Below are 16,828 nucleotides of genomic sequence, written 5' to 3' on the forward strand. Positions count from 1 at the left end.
CCAGACCTTAAGGCACGTTCCCACGCGTTACTAACCCGTCCGCCGCTCTCCAGTACCCGAAAATACCTTCTCGCTCGACTTGCATGTGTTAGGCCTGCCGCCAGCGTTCGTTCTGAGCCAGGATCAAACTCTAAGGTTCATGCAGAGCCTAAACTCCAACATAAACGCTCAATCCCAAATTCATTAACGTACATGTATGTTTTGTCTAAGATACACGGTCAATGCTTTCGGCCAAAACAACCTTAACACTCCTGCAACCAAACCAGTCACAGCCCGCGTATCCCTTCCTGTCTTATTCTATTTTCAAATAACAAACCAAAACCGCAAGAAAAACAACCTAACCTCATCGCTTCAGCTAAGCTACTGTTTTATCTCTCTTTTTTGATCCGCCCCAGTGTCACTCTTTAGTGTGTGCCCCCGTGGCGTGGGGCGGTTTATAGGCCTATCTACCCAACCACGCAACCCCTTTTTACAAACTTTTTTAAGTTTTTTTGAAAAAAATATAAAAACCGCAGAAAACTGCGCCTTTATAACTCATCTTTTTTGCATTCTTATTTGCCACACCGCTATGGGAGCACCCAAACGGTACAGCTTACCAAGAAAATGTCTTAAATTTTATGAATCACATCGATGAATTCTAAATTATCTAGAGTATTTTCGTATTCTTCCCTCCTTCTGATTCATATAATGTGGGTTTAAATCGTATTTTCAAAAAAATGGTACTAGGTAATAGTGAATATGAAGCTCTTAGCGAAAACAATAGAACTGATCACAAATGACCCTGTGAGAATGGAAGCACTTAAGATCCATCAATCCCTTCATCTAAACGATAGCTGGATTGGAGCAGGCTTTATAAGAAATAAGATCTGGGACCATATGCATGGATTTACAGATTATCATTATAAGAGTGATATTGATGTTCTTTATTTCGATCCAACATGTAATCTGAATGAACAAGAACTCGAGATACGATTAAATAAAACAACATTCGATATCACCTTTAGCTTGGGAGATTGGTCGATTAAGAATCAAGCTGTCATGCATAAGCGAAATAAAGATCTACCTTATACAGATACAGAAGATGCAATGCGCTATTGGGTAGAGACCTGCACATCAATCGGCATACGTCTAAACAAACAAAACCAACTGGAGATCATTGCGCCTTTTGGACTAGAAGATATCTATAACCTTATCCTGAGACCAACGCACAAATTTAAATCTAAACTAAACTTTGTTTTCATCAATAGAGTATCAAAGAAGAATTGGCAGCGTTACTGGCCGAAACTGACAGTTATAAACTAATAAGCCCGATCCATTGGACCGGGCTTATTAGAAATTATGCTTTTGCCTTTTCACTATCATCAGGCAGGTCATGATAGGCTTCGTCATAATCGACCGCCACACCATATTGAGGATCTTCAATGACGGATACTTCAATCATATCTCCCGCCTTATTAAGCAAGTGTCGGCAGTCTTCGCTTAAATGACGCAGGTGAAGTGTTTTACCCTCTTGTTGATAACGTTCTGCCAGCGCATCAATTGCTTGCAGGCCTGAATGGTCCCATACGCGCGATCCTTTAAAGTCAATAATCACATCTTCAGGATCATTCTTAGGATCAAACAAACCGTTGAAACTTGTCACACTACTAAAGAATAAAGGACCAAAGAGATGGTATTCTTTAGAGCCTTGCTCGTTAATCTCTTCACGTGCCGACATATGCTTTGCACTATTCCATGCATAAACCAATGCAGAAACTATGACACCAACAATTACCGCGACAGCCAAATCACTAATCACGGTTACTGCTGTTACAAGAACAATTACAAAAGCATCTGACTTCGGTATCTTGGTCATGATCTTAAGTGAATTCCAGGCAAATGTGCCAATCACGACCATAAACATCACACCGACCAGCGCAGCTAATGGGATTTGTTCAATCAACCCGGACGCAAATAAGATAAATGCTAATAGGAATAACGCAGCCACCGTACCGGCAATACGCGTCCGACCGCCAGACTTCACATTAATCATGGATTGACCGATCATAGCGCAACCGCCCATACCACCAAAAAAACCAGTCACAAGGTTGGAGGCACCTTGGGCCACACATTCTTTACTTGCCCCGCCATGAGATTCTGTAATTTCGGACACGAGATTAAGTGTCAAAAGTGATTCAATCAAACCAACCGCGGCAAGGATCACCGAATAAGGAAGAATGATCCATAAGGTTTCTAAAGTAAAAGGTATCATGGGAATATGGAAATCTGGAAGATCTCCTGCGATTTGTGCCATATCACCCACGCGTGGAACTGGTAGGTCTCCAAAAATCACAATAAGAGAAACAACAAGGATAGCAGCCAAAGGTGCCGGAATAAATTTCACATATTTACCCGCAGCCCAAATGATTGCCATCGTTAATGCAACCAATGCCAACATCAAGGTCATTGTATCACCAGCCATCCAGTCCATTAGACCAGTAGCTGTATCTTTCACTTTAAACTGCGTCATCTGGGCAAGGAAGATAACAATCGCCAAACCATTCACAAAGCCAAGCATAACAGGATGCGGCACCATCCGAATAAACTTACCCAAACGCAGTATACCAAAGGTGATCTGTAAGATACCCATCAAAACCACTGCAGCAAAAAGATATTCAACACCGTGTGTCGCCACCAAGGACACCATCACAACAGCCAGAGCGCCGGTAGCCCCGGAAATCATTCCCGGACGACCACCAAAAACGGCCGTAATCAAACCGACAATAAAGGCGGCATACAGACCAACCAAAGGATGAACTTGCGCAACAAAAGCAAAAGCAACAGCTTCCGGCACCAATGCCAACGCAACGGTTAACCCGGCAAGTACTTCTGTTTTTATGCGAACGGGTAAGGATAACGAATCGTTATCCGGTATACCGAGAATATTTTCTTTCACTGCAATAATCCTATCTGTGATCGCGCCATATATCGTGGCAAGAGACCTATCTTATATCCCCATAAGTATAGGTTTGATCATGAATTTAATTGGCGCGGTTATAGAGGAGCAATTTATAAAAAGCTAGCAAAATTCAAAGAAACTTATGTTAACTTAATCATGACGCGATGGTCTCATTACTATATAATGCCTATATAATAATAAGATTAGGATGATAAACCTTTGCACAACGACCTGAAAAACTTAATTGAACTCAGTACTCTTAGTGGCAAGTTAAAAGATGCCTATGAGTATTGGTGCAATCAAAATAAGTCAGATAAACTTCCCCATCGCAAAGCTATTGATCCGTTAGAGATTGTTCGTATTCTGCCTAATGTGGAGTTACTTCGTATCTTAAGAAATACGAAAGGTGAAATCATTGATTTCCAGTATGACCTAATTGGTGAAACAATTGATCACCACACGTGCAGTAACAGACATCACCAACATTTGTCAGAGATACCCCACCAAAATGAAACAACAAATCTCTTTCAATGTATGAGAGTCGCAGGAAACACCCATCGTGCAATTGCGCTTAGTATGGAGTATATGGGGCATGACCCTAGGATTGATCACGCACAAGGCATTATTCTACCCTTAGGTGGAGACACAGCAGAGGCAGAAAGCATTTTAATGGCTGTTGTATTTATCGAAAAAGCCGATTTCCCTTCATCAACAGAATAATCTTCTCCTTATAACCGTACTTAACTAATTTCTTTTTAAAATTTCTTTTGATTTTAATCGAATTTCAAGATACCTAACCTGTACCAATAAAGATTGGAAAAACATAAGCTGGAGCATGAAACAATGACACAACCGTCATTAGACGAATTACGTAAACGTATTGATGAGATTGATGATAATATTCACGATCTAATCATGGAACGTGCGGAAGTTGTGTCTAACGTTGCTGCAGCTAAAGGTATAAAGGCAAACGAATTACCTATTCGTCCTGCGCGTGAGGCAGATATGTTACGCCGCCTGAAAGCACGTCATAAAGGGCCGTTCCCCTTCGTTTCATTAGCACGCATGTGGCAAGAAATGATTGCGGCTTTCACACAAATTCAAAATAGCTATTCAATTGCGGTTTATGTAGATGAAAACCATCAGGCGATATGGGATATGGCGCGCGACCAATTTGGTGCACAAACCCCTCTTACCGCACATGGCAGTATTCGCGATACATTAAATCGTGTGTTTGAAGGTACGTCCGGTGTCGCGGTACTTCCCAAACCAACAGAGAAAAACTCCCTTGATTGGTGGACAGGTTTACTTGTGCCTAATGCACCAAAGATTATCGGACATTTACCTTTCTCTGGGACTGGATCATTACGTGGTGAAGTTGAAGAGGTATTCGCTGTCGCAGATATCCCTCTAGCCCCGACAGGTGATGATTGCACAATGCTTGTTGTTGAGACAGGTGAACAATTAAGTCGCGATGGGTTACAGGCATATCTTAAAGCTGCGGGATTACAGCCGTTTCTTGATACAGTATCTGTTGGTACTGCCTCAGAAGGTTGGTTACATCTTGTTGAGCTCGACGGCTTTATCGAATCTAACCACCCAGCAATTGAAAAATTGGAAATTCGCGATTCCGTAATGCGTACCCATATCATTGGGTATTATGCGAAAGCTGTTCTTTAGGCTTAGCCCTTCTCTATTTTCATATGAAAGAGATTTTAGGAACGGGCTTGTCGATCAAGCCCGCAAATCTACTTGTCTTTCATCATTTTCAACCCTAACCTCTAAACCAATTTAAAACACTCATAAGATGGAGTATTCAAAATGCCATTAGTTGCACGTCCTGGAATTGCCGATTGTCCGCTTTATGTGCCTGGAAGCCATGAAGTTGAAGGCATTGCAGAACCAGTTGTCCTGTCTGCTAACGAAAATCCGTTAGGCCCAAGTGACAAGGCAGTGGCTGCTTATCAAGCTGCCGCGACACAACTCCATCGATATCCCGAAGGTGGCGCCGTAGAATTACGTGATGCTATCGGTAAACGGTTTGGCCTAAATCCTGAACAAATCACATGTGGTGCAGGTTCTGATGAAATTCTGACATTCCTCACACGTATCTTTGCGGGCCCGGGTGATGAAGTCTTATATTCTCAGCACGGCTTTTTGATGTATCCAATCAATGCGAAACAAGTGGGCGCCACACCGGTACAAGCACCTGAAAGTAATTTGCGTACAGATGTTCAAGCCGTACTGGATAGCATCAATGAAAAAACCAAAATTGTTTTCATCGCCAATCCAAATAATCCGACTGGCTCCTATCTTACCACTGAAGAAATGAAGACTTTGGTTGAAGGTGTACCAGAAAATGTATTGTTGGTCTTGGATTCTGCCTATGCAGAATATGTGGAACGTAATGATTATTCTGATGGATCTCAGTTTGTAGAGAAGTATCCCAATGTTGTCATGACACGTACATTCTCCAAAATCTTTGGATTGGCTGCTGTTCGTCTTGGTTGGTGTTATGCATCACCAGAAGTTACCGATTTACTAAATCGTTTGCGTGGCCCATTTAATACAACTGCACCATCACAAGCAGCAGGTGTTGCGGCTGTGGAAGATCTTTCACATACAGATGATGCACGTGCACATAATAACGTTTGGCTTCCTAAGTTGACAAATGAGTTGGAAAAACTAGGCGCAATTGTGCCCCCATCCGTTTGTAACTTCTTACTCGCAGGATTTGGAGATGCTGACACAACACAAGCGGCTTATGACTATATGCATAAAAACGGTGTGATCACACGAATGATGGGGGGATATGGGTTACCAGAATATATCCGTATCACCATCGGTACGGAAAAAGAAAACAAGCTGCTTTTGGACGTATTACGTAACTTCAAAGGCTAATAAAAGATTAGTTCTACAAGAAAGGGCGAGAAAATGACTTCGCCAATGTTTGAAAAAGTGACCTTTATCGGTCTGGGCCTGATTGGGTCCTCTATGGCGCGCGCGATGAAGCGTGATAACCTTGCGGGGCATATTGTAGGTTCTGCGCGCAGCGAAGAAACTCGTAATAAATCTCTTGAATTGGGGTTCATTGATTCTGCGGAAGCTGATCCAGCCAAAGCAGTTGAAGATGCTGACTTAGTTGTACTTTGTGCACCTCTGGGCGCAAATGCAAAAATCGCAGAAGCAATGGCACCTGGTTTAAAAAGAGGGGCTATTGTAACGGATGTTGGTTCTTCCAAAATGAAAGTAATAGAAGATGTAGAACCTCATTTACCCGAAGGAGTTCATTTGGTGCCGGGACATCCAATTGCGGGTACGGAAAATTCAGGCCCTGCGTCAGGTTTCGCTGAGCTATTTGATGGTCGTTACTGTCTTATCACCCCTGCCGATAGCACAGATAGAGCCGCGTTTCGCAAAGTTGTATCTATGTGGAAAGAAATCGGAGCCATTGTAGATGTAATGAGTCCTAAACATCATGATCGTGTCTTGGCGATAACATCACATTTACCACATTTGATTGCTTACACAATCGTCGGAACCGCTGCGGATCTGGAAGGGCATCTTGAAAAAGAAGATGCTGATATTGAAGAGATGGTGGAAACAAATGAAGTTGTTAGGTTCTCTGGTTCTGGTTTCCGTGACTTTACCCGTATCGCCGGCTCTGACCCAGTTATGTGGCGTGACGTTTTCCTAGCCAATAAAGATGCGGTCCTGGAGATGCTTGGACGTTTCACCGAAGATTTAGTCGCCCTTCAACGTGCTATTCGCTGGAATGATGCAGATCAGCTAGAAGACTGGTTCACCCGAACGCGTAAAATCCGCCGAGAAGTGGTGGAGCAACCAGCGAGGTCTCCCTATGTGGATTGGCAAGGTGGACACCGTGTTGGGCCCGGTTCGGAAGATTAAATCAACATATTAATAATCAATTTAGTCGCACTCCTAAGTCAAAGAAGAGTGCGACTGAATTACTTAACCACTGCAATCTTCCTGCAAATTTAATCTTTGAATAATAGAATTAGCCTTATCACGATATGCAACGCCGTCATGCTGTATTGAAAATCCAATATGCAGGGTGAGCTCATTCAAAGGTTCTTCCAACACACTTAATCCATCAACATGTTGAGAACCCAGTTTTTGAAATTCAATAAACTCTTTTTCAGAATAAATAATAAAGTCCAATCGATCATTCTTTAAAAGCTCAAACAAACTTTCATCCTTAGCTTTGGTAATAGGCGGAATTAAGCCCGTCTCAACCCATTCATTAATTCTCTTCCCGACATAATATCCTAATCCCATACCCAATCTTTTGCTTCGTAGTTGGTTTGAATCTTGCCAATCAAACTTTCTTTTATCTGTCGTAATAAAAATTCGGCGTTCACAAAATACAGGCAAGGTAAAAGCGAGATATTCCTGACGGTCCGAACGATTGGCACTTAACAAAACACCATGGGTAGTACCATTTTTCGCGTGCTGAAGAACCCTTTTGAAAGGTAGCAGTGAAATTTTCAAGTCCTTATCAATTTCTGAAAATATCTTAAAGGCTTTATCGACTGCTATACCGTGAATACCATTAGCATCCTGCATAACATACGGCATCCAAACATTTGCACCTAACCTTAGAACATCATTCGCATATGCCGAAGAAGTTAAAAAAAGTGCAAAAAGCGTAATTTGGATTTGAGTAAATATCTTTTTCATCAAGTCGAACTAACATTTCATTTATTTTATATTAGACAACCCTAAATATATATCAAGAAATATTAGATCAATCTACAATCGGTCCTAATTTTGCCAACCTTAATGGACCAAGATAATACTCACCATCCACAAAACTCATAGGAACTGAGAAAAACTCTCTGACCTTACCGTTTAGTTTATTTTCGACTGGTACTGAGAAAAACTGAATACTTCCAGCAGCAAGCCCAGCGACATTACGATCTAGAACACCCTTTTTCCCTAATCCAGATAAGAAATCAGGTAAACCAGTCGTATTCGTATCTAATTTCCCTGTTAACTGTAAATCTTGGTCCAATGCAAGTTTGCCATGACCATCCATAAAGAGTTCTGCCCACCTGATCGCTGCCATAGAGATATCCAAATATCCTTGACCTTGCTGCCATGTTGTTAAACGTTCAACTGTATTGCCGTTTAATGCCAATGGACCATATGCATTTAGTTGGATTTCTATATTATCCAATGTATCAGCCAAAGGCGTCATACTACCTTGCTTGAACCTGACATCCTTGGCTGTGAACACGATCTTGTCCAAGTCGGCTAAATCAAAGTGTGAGTTATCGCTTTCTTGTGAGAGCTGACCGACAACAAAAGAAACAGGATTGATCATGCTAGCGGCAAGTGACATCTCTTGAGCAACTAAAAGAGGAGTCTCAATTTCACCTGTCTCAGGATAGACAACAATATTTTTTAACTTCAACTTTAAACGAGATGGAAATCCCATCGTCCGCTGACTTTCGTAACGAACATCTAAACCATGGTCTTTCAATCTCACTATTTCCTGGTCGAGTGTGGTCACAACCTTAAGCGCAGACCAATACCAAAAAAAGGCATAGGCAGAAAATAGAACAGCAAGAATTATCAAGCTAATTCGGATCAGCTTCTTCTGGGACAAGGACGTCCCTCCTTAACAATTAAAATAAGTTAGTCGAACAATGCGTCGATTTCATCCTGAGAAATACTTGCACCCGGTAATGCAGGACCATGTAGGCGATCGCCTTCTGGATGCTGTTCAGACTCTGCTTCAGGTGTAAGCTCAGCAAACAGCTCTTTACCACCCCAGATTTCCATCATGCCATGAATACGTTCATCAATGAAATTCATCGTATTCACAACTTTGGTGATCCGTTGTCCGGTGATGTCTTGGAAGTTACAGGATTCAAAGATTTTAATCACACGTTCTGCAATCTCATCCAGAACTTCAATTTGTGAGTCATCATTAATTTCTATACGAAGTCGATCAGCAAGAGTTTCAATCGTCTCAGCGGCTTCAATAATACCATCAGTCGCAACTTCGGTATCACTTACAACAGCAGATAATTCCATACTAGCAACATGAATTTTATCGTCATTTTGTGTATCGGCACGTAAAGCAGCGATTTCAACTTTCGTCGCTTCAATCGCATCAGAAAGTTCCTTCAGATCATTTCTTAGATTATTAGCGTCAATAATTTGCTGTTTATAGTCATCCATCACTTCTTTTGTTGGCGCAACTTCTTCTTGCTGTTTTTCAATTGTAATGGATTGAATATTTGACATTTCCTCACGTAAGGAGCGCATTTCCTTCAACAGGATCGCAAAACGTGCATCTTCATCAGCTACATCTTCCGGCTTAAACATAGTTCCACGTTTAGCTGATGAATTTGCAGCCTCACGCATAGTCTTTTCAATTCGGAACATTTTCTTTTGATTATTGTTATTCACGTTTAAGCTCCTTTAGTAGATGCAATGCCCCAATAAATCCTTTGGGAGCTCTAGTATGCCTTAAGAAGCAAATAGTTAAAATACATTTTTAATTTAATTTTACTTATACAACCAAAGATGAATACATTACTCTGCCAGCAATAGCTCAATTTGTGCTTTCAACGCTTCATATTCAGGAGCATCCTTGCCGACACTGTTTAAAGCACGATTAAACAATAATTCCGCTTTCTCTTTTTCCCCAATACTTAAAGAAGCCATGCCACTAAACCATAATGCCTCTGCATTTTCAGGGTCAATCTGTAAGATACTTCCCATTGCCTGAAGTACATCAGCAGTAGGGCGTCCACCATTTACTTCCATCAGCGCATTTGCCTTTTCAAGTAACAGAGTAATGCTTTCTCCCTCCAAACGAAGAAGATTATCATAAGCTTCAATAACCTGTTCTTCACGTTGCAACACAGTCGCTGCACGTGCCAAGCGCTGCCACCCTTCAAGATCATCTGGGTTATCCGCTAATTTTTCTGCTAGTCCATCAACCATGCCAGTGATCATGTCATCGCGTTCTTCTGCACTCATGCCACTCACATCAACACCAGCAGGTGCATTTGCGAAAGGTGCTTCTGTATTAAGTTCTGCCAGCTGATCTGAAATATCAATACCCGCAGCTTCTGCCATACGCATCGTTTCTAGATGAACAGCCGCTGTCCAACCCGCTTGTTCAGGTGCGTTTTTGATAAGATCGATCAAGATATTTAATGCTTTCCTTGGATCGCCCTTTTGATATTCAAATTGTGCAAGATAAAATACAGGTCTTGGATCATCTGCATCTAGAGACGCAGCCTCTTCGAAAAGTGCCTTTAACTGTTCATCAATATTACCATTTGCAGCTAATGCTTGCGCCTCACCATAAGCAGCAAGAACCCCAGGTGCGTAACGATCTACGCGCACCGCTTCCGCATAAGAAAATACCGCTTCATTCGGTTTACCAGCCTGCATTTGAAGAAGAGCTAAATCCAACCAAGCATCTAGCAGATCAGGATTTTCTTCTGCCTGACGCTTTGCATTGGCAATAGCAGTATCCATACCAGGATTTTGCTCAGCTAAACGTGCGGCTTCTCTTTCTCCTTCACGTTCCGCATAAGGAAAACTTGGCATGCCCGGATTTCCCAAATTCAAATAGGTAACGATAGATGCTGCAGCGACAATACCAATAAAGCTAGTAGCCATGATGATACGTAAAGATTTAGAAATATCTTTCTTACGGGCTGCCTCTTGATTGTCAGCATCCGATTGCAAGATACGACGTGCAATTTCTACGCGAGCGGCTTCCGCTTCTTCCGCTGTTAAATCACCCCGTATCTCTTCACGTTTTACTTCTTCAAGCTGGCTTTTATAAACCGCGGCATCATACTCCGCCACGCTCGCCTCTGTTTGAACGGATGATTTACACAATAAAGGCCAAACCATCACAACCATAATGATCAAGGTAAATAGGACCGCAACAATCAAAAATTCAGTCATAATTATTGATCACCTTCTTCACCAAGAATTTCTTTTAAGCGTTTTTCTTCTGCGGCAGATAATTTGCCCTTTTGAACTTCCTCAACGATCTCTGGGACAGAACTGCGTCCACGATACCAAAGCACCACAGCCAAAGTCCCTAACAAGAAGATAATGAGTGGACCGACCCAAAGGATAAGAGTTTGAATATTCATCGGCGGATCGAGCAATACGTAATTACCATAACGCGCAACGATAAATTCCAAAACCTCATCATTGCTATCACCAGCAACCAAGCGTTCGCGTACAATAATGCGTAAATCCCTTGCAAGGTCAGCGTCAGAATCATCAATCGATTGATTTTGGCAAACAAGACAGCGTAAATCTTCTGAAATCACACGAGCGCGTTCTTCAAGTAAAGGGTCATCCAGAATCTCATCTGGTTGTACAGCTTGCACTGAAAACGGCAAAAGCAACAGTGACAATATCATTATGAATTTACGGATACTCATTGGCTTAGCTCTTTCACCAGTGGTAAAATATCATCTTCCAAATGGCGTAACTGGATTGGACCGACATGACGGAAGCGGATAATGCCTTCCTGATCCACCACATAGGTTTCCGGTACACCATATACACCTAAATCAATGCCGCCACGCCCATCACGATCTATACCAATCGCCATATAGGGATCACCAAGTTCCTCCAACCAATTGCGTGCATCTTTTGGCTTATCTTTATAATTAAGCCCAATAACATTCAGGCCTTCTTTCTCCGCCAGACGCGTGATCATCGGATGTTCCGCACGACATGGTACACACCATGATGCAAAGACATTCACAACACTGATCTGACCTTTGAGATCAGCGGTCTTCAATCCCGGTTTATTTGGCTGTAAAGGCGCTAAGTTCATTTCAGGGAATGGTTTACCAATCAGCGCAGAGGGAACAAATTCTGTCCCAACTTCACTTGCACGTTGTAATCCAAAAACAAAATAAATTGCTAAACCAGCAAATAAAACAAGCGGAAGGATGAAAGGAAGACGACGCATCATATCTAAAAAACCCTATTCTGCTGCCTGAGTTTGCGAAGGAGATGTTGTACTTTCTTTTGCCTGACTTCGTTTAGGTGCACCAACACGCAAACGGCGATCACTAAGTGACATAAATCCACCCACCATTAACAAGGCACATCCCAACCATAACCAAGGTACCAAAGGCTTATGATAAACACGTGTCACATATGCACCATTTGCACCGTCACCACTGATAACCACATAAAGATCTGACCAAAGGTTACTTTCAATTGCAGCTTCTGTCGTTTCACGACCTGTAGCAAAATATCTGCGTTTTTCCGGAAAGAATTGCCAGATAGCTTTATCATCTTTGCGGGCTGTATAGACGCCTTGAACCGCTGCATAGTTTGGGCCTTGTACCTCACGAACCCCTTCGAAAGTGATTTTGTAATCTGCAATTTCAATCACATCACCCTGACGCGTGCTATTTACAACTTCCAAGGTCAACATGCTTGCACCTGTTGCACCAGCCACAATCAAGGCGACACCAAAATGGGCAATGGACATGCCCCATGCGGCCCGTGGCAACTTCCATAAACGACGCCATGTGCCAGATAGCCCTGCTTTTGGCCAACCTGCACGTTTCATCATTTCCGCAATTGTTGCCAAAGCCAGCCATGTAGCAACGGCCAGACCAATCAACGCATAAGCATCACGTCCCCATACAGCCACACCAGCGAGAACGCTTACGGCCACAGTAATCAGGAACACAAAACGCATACGTTGGATCACACCAAATAAATCACCGCGTTTCCAACTTAAGAAAGGCCCAATCCCCAATGCAATCAACAAAGGAATCATCAATGGCACAAAGGTCGCATTGAAATATGGCGGACCAACGGACACTTTATCTCCACCTGCAACTTCAAGGAATAATGGATAAAGCGTACCAAGGAATACGGTCGCCGCAGCTGCGCTTAACAACAAATTATTTAATACCAAAGCACCTTCACGACTAATGGGGCGGAACATCCCTCCGCCTTTCATATCTGGGGCGCGCCAAGCATATAAAGCAAAACTACCACCAATCGCCACAACTAGAAGCAAAAGGATAAATACACCACGCTCAGGATCATTGGCAAAAGCGTGAACAGAATTCAAAACCCCGGATCGAACTAGGAAAGTACCAATCAGACTTAAGGAGAAAGTCACAATCGCAAGCAAGATGGTCCAGCTTTTCAACGTATCGCGTTTTTCAACAACGATCGCAGAATGAAGCAACGCTGTTGCAGATAACCACGGCATAAAAGAGGCATTTTCAACAGGGTCCCAATACCAGAAACCGCCCCAGCCAAGTTCGTAATAAGCCCACCAACTTCCCAAAGCAATTCCGGCCGTCAAGAAAATCCAAGCAAGCAATGTCCAAGGACGTACCCAGCGCGCCCAAGCCGCATCTACTTTACCTTCAATCAACGCAGCAACCGCAAAACTAAAGGAAATCGAACAGCCTACATATCCTAAATACAAGAATGGTGGATGGATCGCTAATCCCGGGTCTTGCAACAACGGGTTCAGATCATTGCCTTCCAATGGGACAGGAAAGAGGCGTAAAAAAGGATTTGAGGTAAAAAGCATGAAAAGCAAAAAACCAACGCTAATCATAGCTTGAACTGAAAGAGTACGTGATTTCAAGCCCGGTGGTAAATCACGTCCAAAAACACTCACCAAAAAACCAAATAATGCAAGAATACTTACCCATAGTAAGAGAGACCCTTCATGGTTCCCCCAAACACCAGAGATTTTATAAAGTAATGGTTTTAAGCTGTGAGAGTTTTCCGCAACATTCTGAACAGAAAAATCACTAATCAAATAGGCAAAAGTCAAAGCACCAAACGCAAAGGCAACACACAAGAATTGTGCAACTGCGGTCGGAGCAGCTAGATCACGTGCCCAATCCCGCCCAGTCTGAGCCCCCCATAACGGCACTATAGATTGAAGAGTTGCGACAAAAAGCGCAAGAATAAGCGCGAAATGACCAAGTTCTGCGACCATATTTTAATTACCGTCCTCTTCCGTATGTTTCCATGTACCAGCACGTTTCATAGCTTCTACAGCTTCGGGCGGCATATAGTTCTCATCATGCTTGGCTAAAACTTCGCTCGCAATAAATCGACCTTCGCTATTCAAGGCACCAAGCGCAACAATGCCTTGCCCCTCACGAAACAAATCCGGCAATATCCCCTTGAAAGCAACTTGAACATCCGCATTATTGTCTGTCACAATAAACAGGTTAGTCACGCCATCATTAGCTAAACTAACACTGTCCTCCTTAACCAGACCGCCTAAGCGAAAATTCTGGCCAGGCTCAACACCTTGTTCAACAATTTCTGTCGGCCCATAGAAGAAAACAATATTATCTTCAAAGGCTAACAAGGCCAAAGCCACAGAAACACCAAGCATTGCCAAACCGGCAAAGACAACGGTCATACGTGCCCGTTTGCGGGTACGTGCGCGGGACATACTCATGAGGTTAAACCTCTTCTTCCTTCTCACTAGCAGCAGATGATTGTGCTGCTTTCTTTTTATTCTTTTTCATGGATTTCAACAAAGCGAGTTCGGCCTCGTTCTGGCGCCAGATAACAATCGATTGTATTAACAAACCAATCATCATCACCGCAGCCAATCCATAGACAGGCCAGATATAGGAAGCATATCCACCCATATCAAGGAATGAAGTCAAACTTGTTTCATTCATTAGCCTTCTCCTAAAATGCGGATGGTACGAATACGTGCTGCTGCAAATTCAGCGCGCAGACGGATCACCAATAACATCAGGTAAAATAAGGTAAATGCACCCATCATGATGAAGAGAGGTGTCAACATACCAGAATCAATAGTTGGGCCATCCAACCGGATAATACTTGCTGGTTGATGAAGGGTATTCCACCAATCCACAGAAAACTTGATAATTGGTAAATTCACCACACCAACCAAAGCCAAAATAGCGGCAGGTTTCACACCACGTTGAGGATCATCAAAGGCGTTTAGTAACGCAATATATCCCATATATAGGAAAAACATGATTAATACGCTGGTTAAACGCGCATCCCATACCCACCATGTGCCCCACATTGGCTTGCCCCAAAAGGCACCACTTGCAAGACAAAGGAAGGTAAATGCGGCCCCAATTGGTGCACTGGATCGTGCAATCAGATCTGCCAATGGATGTTTCCATATCAAGCTACTTGCCGCACAAGAAGCCATCACACCATAAATCATGACCGCCATATAGGCCGCAGGTACATGCACATACATAATGCGCACAGTATGGCCTTGCTGATAATCCTCAGGTGAGTTCAGCAGACTGTAATACAGGCCTGCAGTTAGCAGCCCGATAAAGCCAATGCAAAATACCGGAAACAAGGCATTTGCAACTTTCATGAATTTTGTAGGGTTCGCGAATTTATGCATGGCTCTTCTTATACTCAATCCTGAAGGATAGACAATTCATATCCTATCGATTCACCGCTTTTTGATCTAGCGCATGTTTTTTGAAACATTCTTATTATTTATTTGTAACTGCCTGTCTTACTGCTGCTGCGGCTGCCCAAGGTGCTAGAGGGATTGCCCCTGCTAACAGCGCTGCCAGAATTAACAAATGTGGTCGTATTGGAAAACTATTCAAGGCCGCATCAATCACAGTCACACCAAAAATTAAAACTGGGATAAATAAAGGCAAAACCAGTAATGCCATCAACAGCCCCGCCCGACGTGCACCAAGCGCAAGCGCGGCGCCAACGGCACCGATTAAACTTAATGTTGGCGTTCCTAATAACAAACCATACATTAACGCGGGGATACCTGACATATCCATATTCAGCATGATAGCAATGACAGGTGCCAGAATGACTAAAGGTAAAGTGGCACTCAACCAATGAGCCAGTGTTTTTGCCAAGGCTAAAATTATAAAAGGTTGTGGTCCTAGTAACATAACTTCCAAAGACCCATCCTCGTAGTCATGTGCAAAAATACGATCCAAGGACAGTAGGATAGAAAGCAACGCCAACACCCAAACAACACCAGAAGCAATGCGGCCGAGAATGGCGGGGTCCGGTCCAACACCTAGTGGGAATAATGCAGCAGCAATCACAAAGAAGACAAGAATCATATATAGATCCGTACTTTGACGAAAGCCCATCACCAGATCTCGCTTAAGCAGAGAGAGGAAAGCTTTAAACATCTAAGCCCTCCGCCTCAGCTTGTTTAGCAAGCATCGCCTGAGTTTCAGAAAACTCTGCCATATCAAGCTGTTTTACGTCAGGCACATCAATCCCAACATGTGTAGAAAGCAAAACAATCCCATCATCTGCGCGGTGTTGAGCAATTTTGTTTTCAAGTAGCTTGCAGCTTTCAATATCTAATCCAACAGTTGGTTCATCAAGTAACCAAATGGGTTTATCTTCTAAAAATAATCGAGCCAAAGTTAAACGACGACGCTGTCCACTTGAAAGCACACGTCCCTGTAAATCGGAAATAGCAGTTAAATCCATTGCCTCCATTGCAACAGGAACTTTTTCTTCCGCCCCATATAGTGCTGCCCAATATGTAAGATTCTCTCGCACTGTGAGGGGCGCTTTGATAGGATTTGCATGACCGATATATGTCATCATTTCTTCGACAGTATAATCCTCACCCAAATTCACGTCGCCGGAAAAAGCCGGAATAAGGCCTGCTAACACACGAAGCAAGCTGGATTTTCCACTCCCATTCGGGCCATGCAATACCATCGCCTCTCCCGCTTTTAATTCAAAAGAGAGAGACGAAAAAATAAGGCTATGCCCCCGAAGGCACGCCAGATCATGCACCTTAAAAACTGTCATAGGAATTGATTATACCAAGCCTGCCATTTCGCCAAGAAAGAAAGCTATTTCAAA

General features: G+C 42.9%; 18 protein-coding genes and 1 rRNA gene (1 of these 19 running past the window's edge). 5 read left to right on the plus strand and 14 right to left on the minus strand.

The genetic code is table 11. The annotated features are described in order from the left end of the window. Positions 1-139 (minus strand): 16S ribosomal RNA (locus ACOQOA_RS05540) (it extends 1,356 nt beyond the left edge of the window). Between the two features lie 599 nt (positions 140-738). Between ACOQOA_RS05540 and ACOQOA_RS05545 the strand changes: the two genes are divergently transcribed. Next, positions 739-1,302 (plus strand): nucleotidyltransferase family protein, encoded by a 564-nt coding sequence (locus ACOQOA_RS05545; protein ID WP_420547654.1) that lies wholly within the window; start codon positions 739-741, stop codon positions 1,300-1,302. Between the two features lie 34 nt (positions 1,303-1,336). On the opposite strand, the gene ACOQOA_RS05550 is transcribed toward ACOQOA_RS05545, so the two are convergent. Next, the gene (locus tag ACOQOA_RS05550; RefSeq protein ID WP_420547655.1) at positions 1,337-2,935 is read right to left on the minus strand and encodes a SulP family inorganic anion transporter; all 1,599 of its coding nucleotides are present in this window, start codon (positions 2,933-2,935) and stop codon (positions 1,337-1,339) included. A gap of 222 nt (positions 2,936-3,157) precedes the next feature. Here ACOQOA_RS05550 and ACOQOA_RS05555 point away from each other — a divergent pair, with 222 nt between their 5' ends. The 4 genes from ACOQOA_RS05555 (at position 3,158) to ACOQOA_RS05570 (ending at position 6,847) form a co-directional block, all read left to right on the plus strand. Then, on the plus strand, positions 3,158-3,658 hold the full coding sequence (locus tag ACOQOA_RS05555) for a PAS domain-containing protein (RefSeq protein ID WP_420547656.1): 501 nt from the start codon (positions 3,158-3,160) through the stop codon (positions 3,656-3,658). A 123-nt stretch (positions 3,659-3,781) separates the two neighbouring features. After that, on the plus strand, positions 3,782-4,618 hold the full coding sequence (gene pheA / locus ACOQOA_RS05560; RefSeq protein ID WP_420547657.1) for a chorismate mutase: 837 nt from the start codon (positions 3,782-3,784) through the stop codon (positions 4,616-4,618). Between the two features lie 141 nt (positions 4,619-4,759). Continuing rightward, positions 4,760-5,839, plus strand: coding sequence for a histidinol-phosphate transaminase (gene hisC, locus ACOQOA_RS05565; RefSeq protein WP_420547658.1), 1,080 nt, complete (start codon positions 4,760-4,762; stop codon positions 5,837-5,839). Positions 5,840-5,872: 33 nt separating this feature from the next. Then, positions 5,873-6,847: a prephenate/arogenate dehydrogenase family protein gene (locus tag ACOQOA_RS05570; protein ID WP_420547659.1), complete on the plus strand. Its 975-nt coding sequence runs from the start codon at positions 5,873-5,875 to the stop codon at positions 6,845-6,847. Positions 6,848-6,910: 63 nt separating this feature from the next. Here the strand turns inward: ACOQOA_RS05570 and ACOQOA_RS05575 are convergent, their stop codons facing one another. The 12 genes from ACOQOA_RS05575 to ccmA all read right to left on the minus strand — a co-directional run bounded on the left by ACOQOA_RS05575 (position 6,911) and on the right by ccmA (position 16,774). Further along, positions 6,911-7,639, minus strand: a complete 729-nt coding sequence (locus ACOQOA_RS05575; protein ID WP_420547660.1) for a substrate-binding periplasmic protein — start codon at positions 7,637-7,639, stop codon at positions 6,911-6,913. A 67-nt stretch (positions 7,640-7,706) separates the two neighbouring features. Further along, entirely contained in the window at positions 7,707-8,570 is an 864-nt protein-coding gene (locus ACOQOA_RS05580) for a DUF2125 domain-containing protein (protein ID WP_420547661.1), read from the minus strand. 29 nt (positions 8,571-8,599) lie between these two features. Continuing rightward, the gene (locus tag ACOQOA_RS05585; RefSeq protein ID WP_420547662.1) at positions 8,600-9,379 is read right to left on the minus strand and encodes a hypothetical protein; all 780 of its coding nucleotides are present in this window, start codon (positions 9,377-9,379) and stop codon (positions 8,600-8,602) included. A gap of 126 nt (positions 9,380-9,505) precedes the next feature. Then, positions 9,506-10,900, minus strand: coding sequence for a c-type cytochrome biogenesis protein CcmI (gene ccmI / locus ACOQOA_RS05590; RefSeq protein ID WP_420547663.1), 1,395 nt, complete (start codon positions 10,898-10,900; stop codon positions 9,506-9,508). A gap of 2 nt (positions 10,901-10,902) precedes the next feature. Then, positions 10,903-11,391, minus strand: coding sequence for a cytochrome c-type biogenesis protein (locus tag ACOQOA_RS05595; RefSeq protein WP_420547664.1), 489 nt, complete (start codon positions 11,389-11,391; stop codon positions 10,903-10,905). Continuing rightward, a complete protein-coding gene (locus tag ACOQOA_RS05600; protein WP_420547665.1) occupies positions 11,388-11,933 on the minus strand; it encodes a DsbE family thiol:disulfide interchange protein in 546 nt (181 codons plus the stop codon). Before ACOQOA_RS05600 ends, ACOQOA_RS05595 begins: the two co-directional genes overlap by 4 nt. A 12-nt stretch (positions 11,934-11,945) precedes the next feature. Further along, entirely contained in the window at positions 11,946-13,946 is a 2,001-nt protein-coding gene (locus tag ACOQOA_RS05605) for a heme lyase CcmF/NrfE family subunit (protein WP_420547666.1), read from the minus strand. A 3-nt stretch (positions 13,947-13,949) separates the two neighbouring features. Continuing rightward, entirely contained in the window at positions 13,950-14,420 is a 471-nt protein-coding gene (gene ccmE, locus ACOQOA_RS05610) for a cytochrome c maturation protein CcmE (RefSeq protein ID WP_420547667.1), read from the minus strand. A gap of 4 nt (positions 14,421-14,424) precedes the next feature. Next, the gene (ccmD, locus tag ACOQOA_RS05615; protein WP_420547668.1) at positions 14,425-14,649 is read right to left on the minus strand and encodes a heme exporter protein CcmD; all 225 of its coding nucleotides are present in this window, start codon (positions 14,647-14,649) and stop codon (positions 14,425-14,427) included. Continuing rightward, positions 14,649-15,365, minus strand: coding sequence for a heme ABC transporter permease (locus ACOQOA_RS05620; protein ID WP_420547669.1), 717 nt, complete (start codon positions 15,363-15,365; stop codon positions 14,649-14,651). Before ACOQOA_RS05620 ends, ccmD begins: the two co-directional genes overlap by 1 nt. A 94-nt stretch (positions 15,366-15,459) precedes the next feature. Next, positions 15,460-16,134 carry a heme exporter protein CcmB gene (gene ccmB / locus ACOQOA_RS05625; RefSeq protein WP_420547670.1) on the minus strand — a complete coding sequence of 225 codons (675 nt, stop codon included), beginning with the start codon at positions 16,132-16,134 and terminating at the stop codon, positions 15,460-15,462. Beyond that, the gene (gene ccmA / locus ACOQOA_RS05630; protein ID WP_420547671.1) at positions 16,127-16,774 is read right to left on the minus strand and encodes a heme ABC exporter ATP-binding protein CcmA; all 648 of its coding nucleotides are present in this window, start codon (positions 16,772-16,774) and stop codon (positions 16,127-16,129) included. Before ccmA ends, ccmB begins: the two co-directional genes overlap by 8 nt. Positions 16,775-16,828: the final 54 nt, after the last annotated feature.

Origin of the sequence: Curvivirga sp., from assembly GCF_965219885.1 — a bacterium.
GTDB lineage: Bacteria > Pseudomonadota > Alphaproteobacteria > UBA8366 > Aestuariispiraceae > Curvivirga.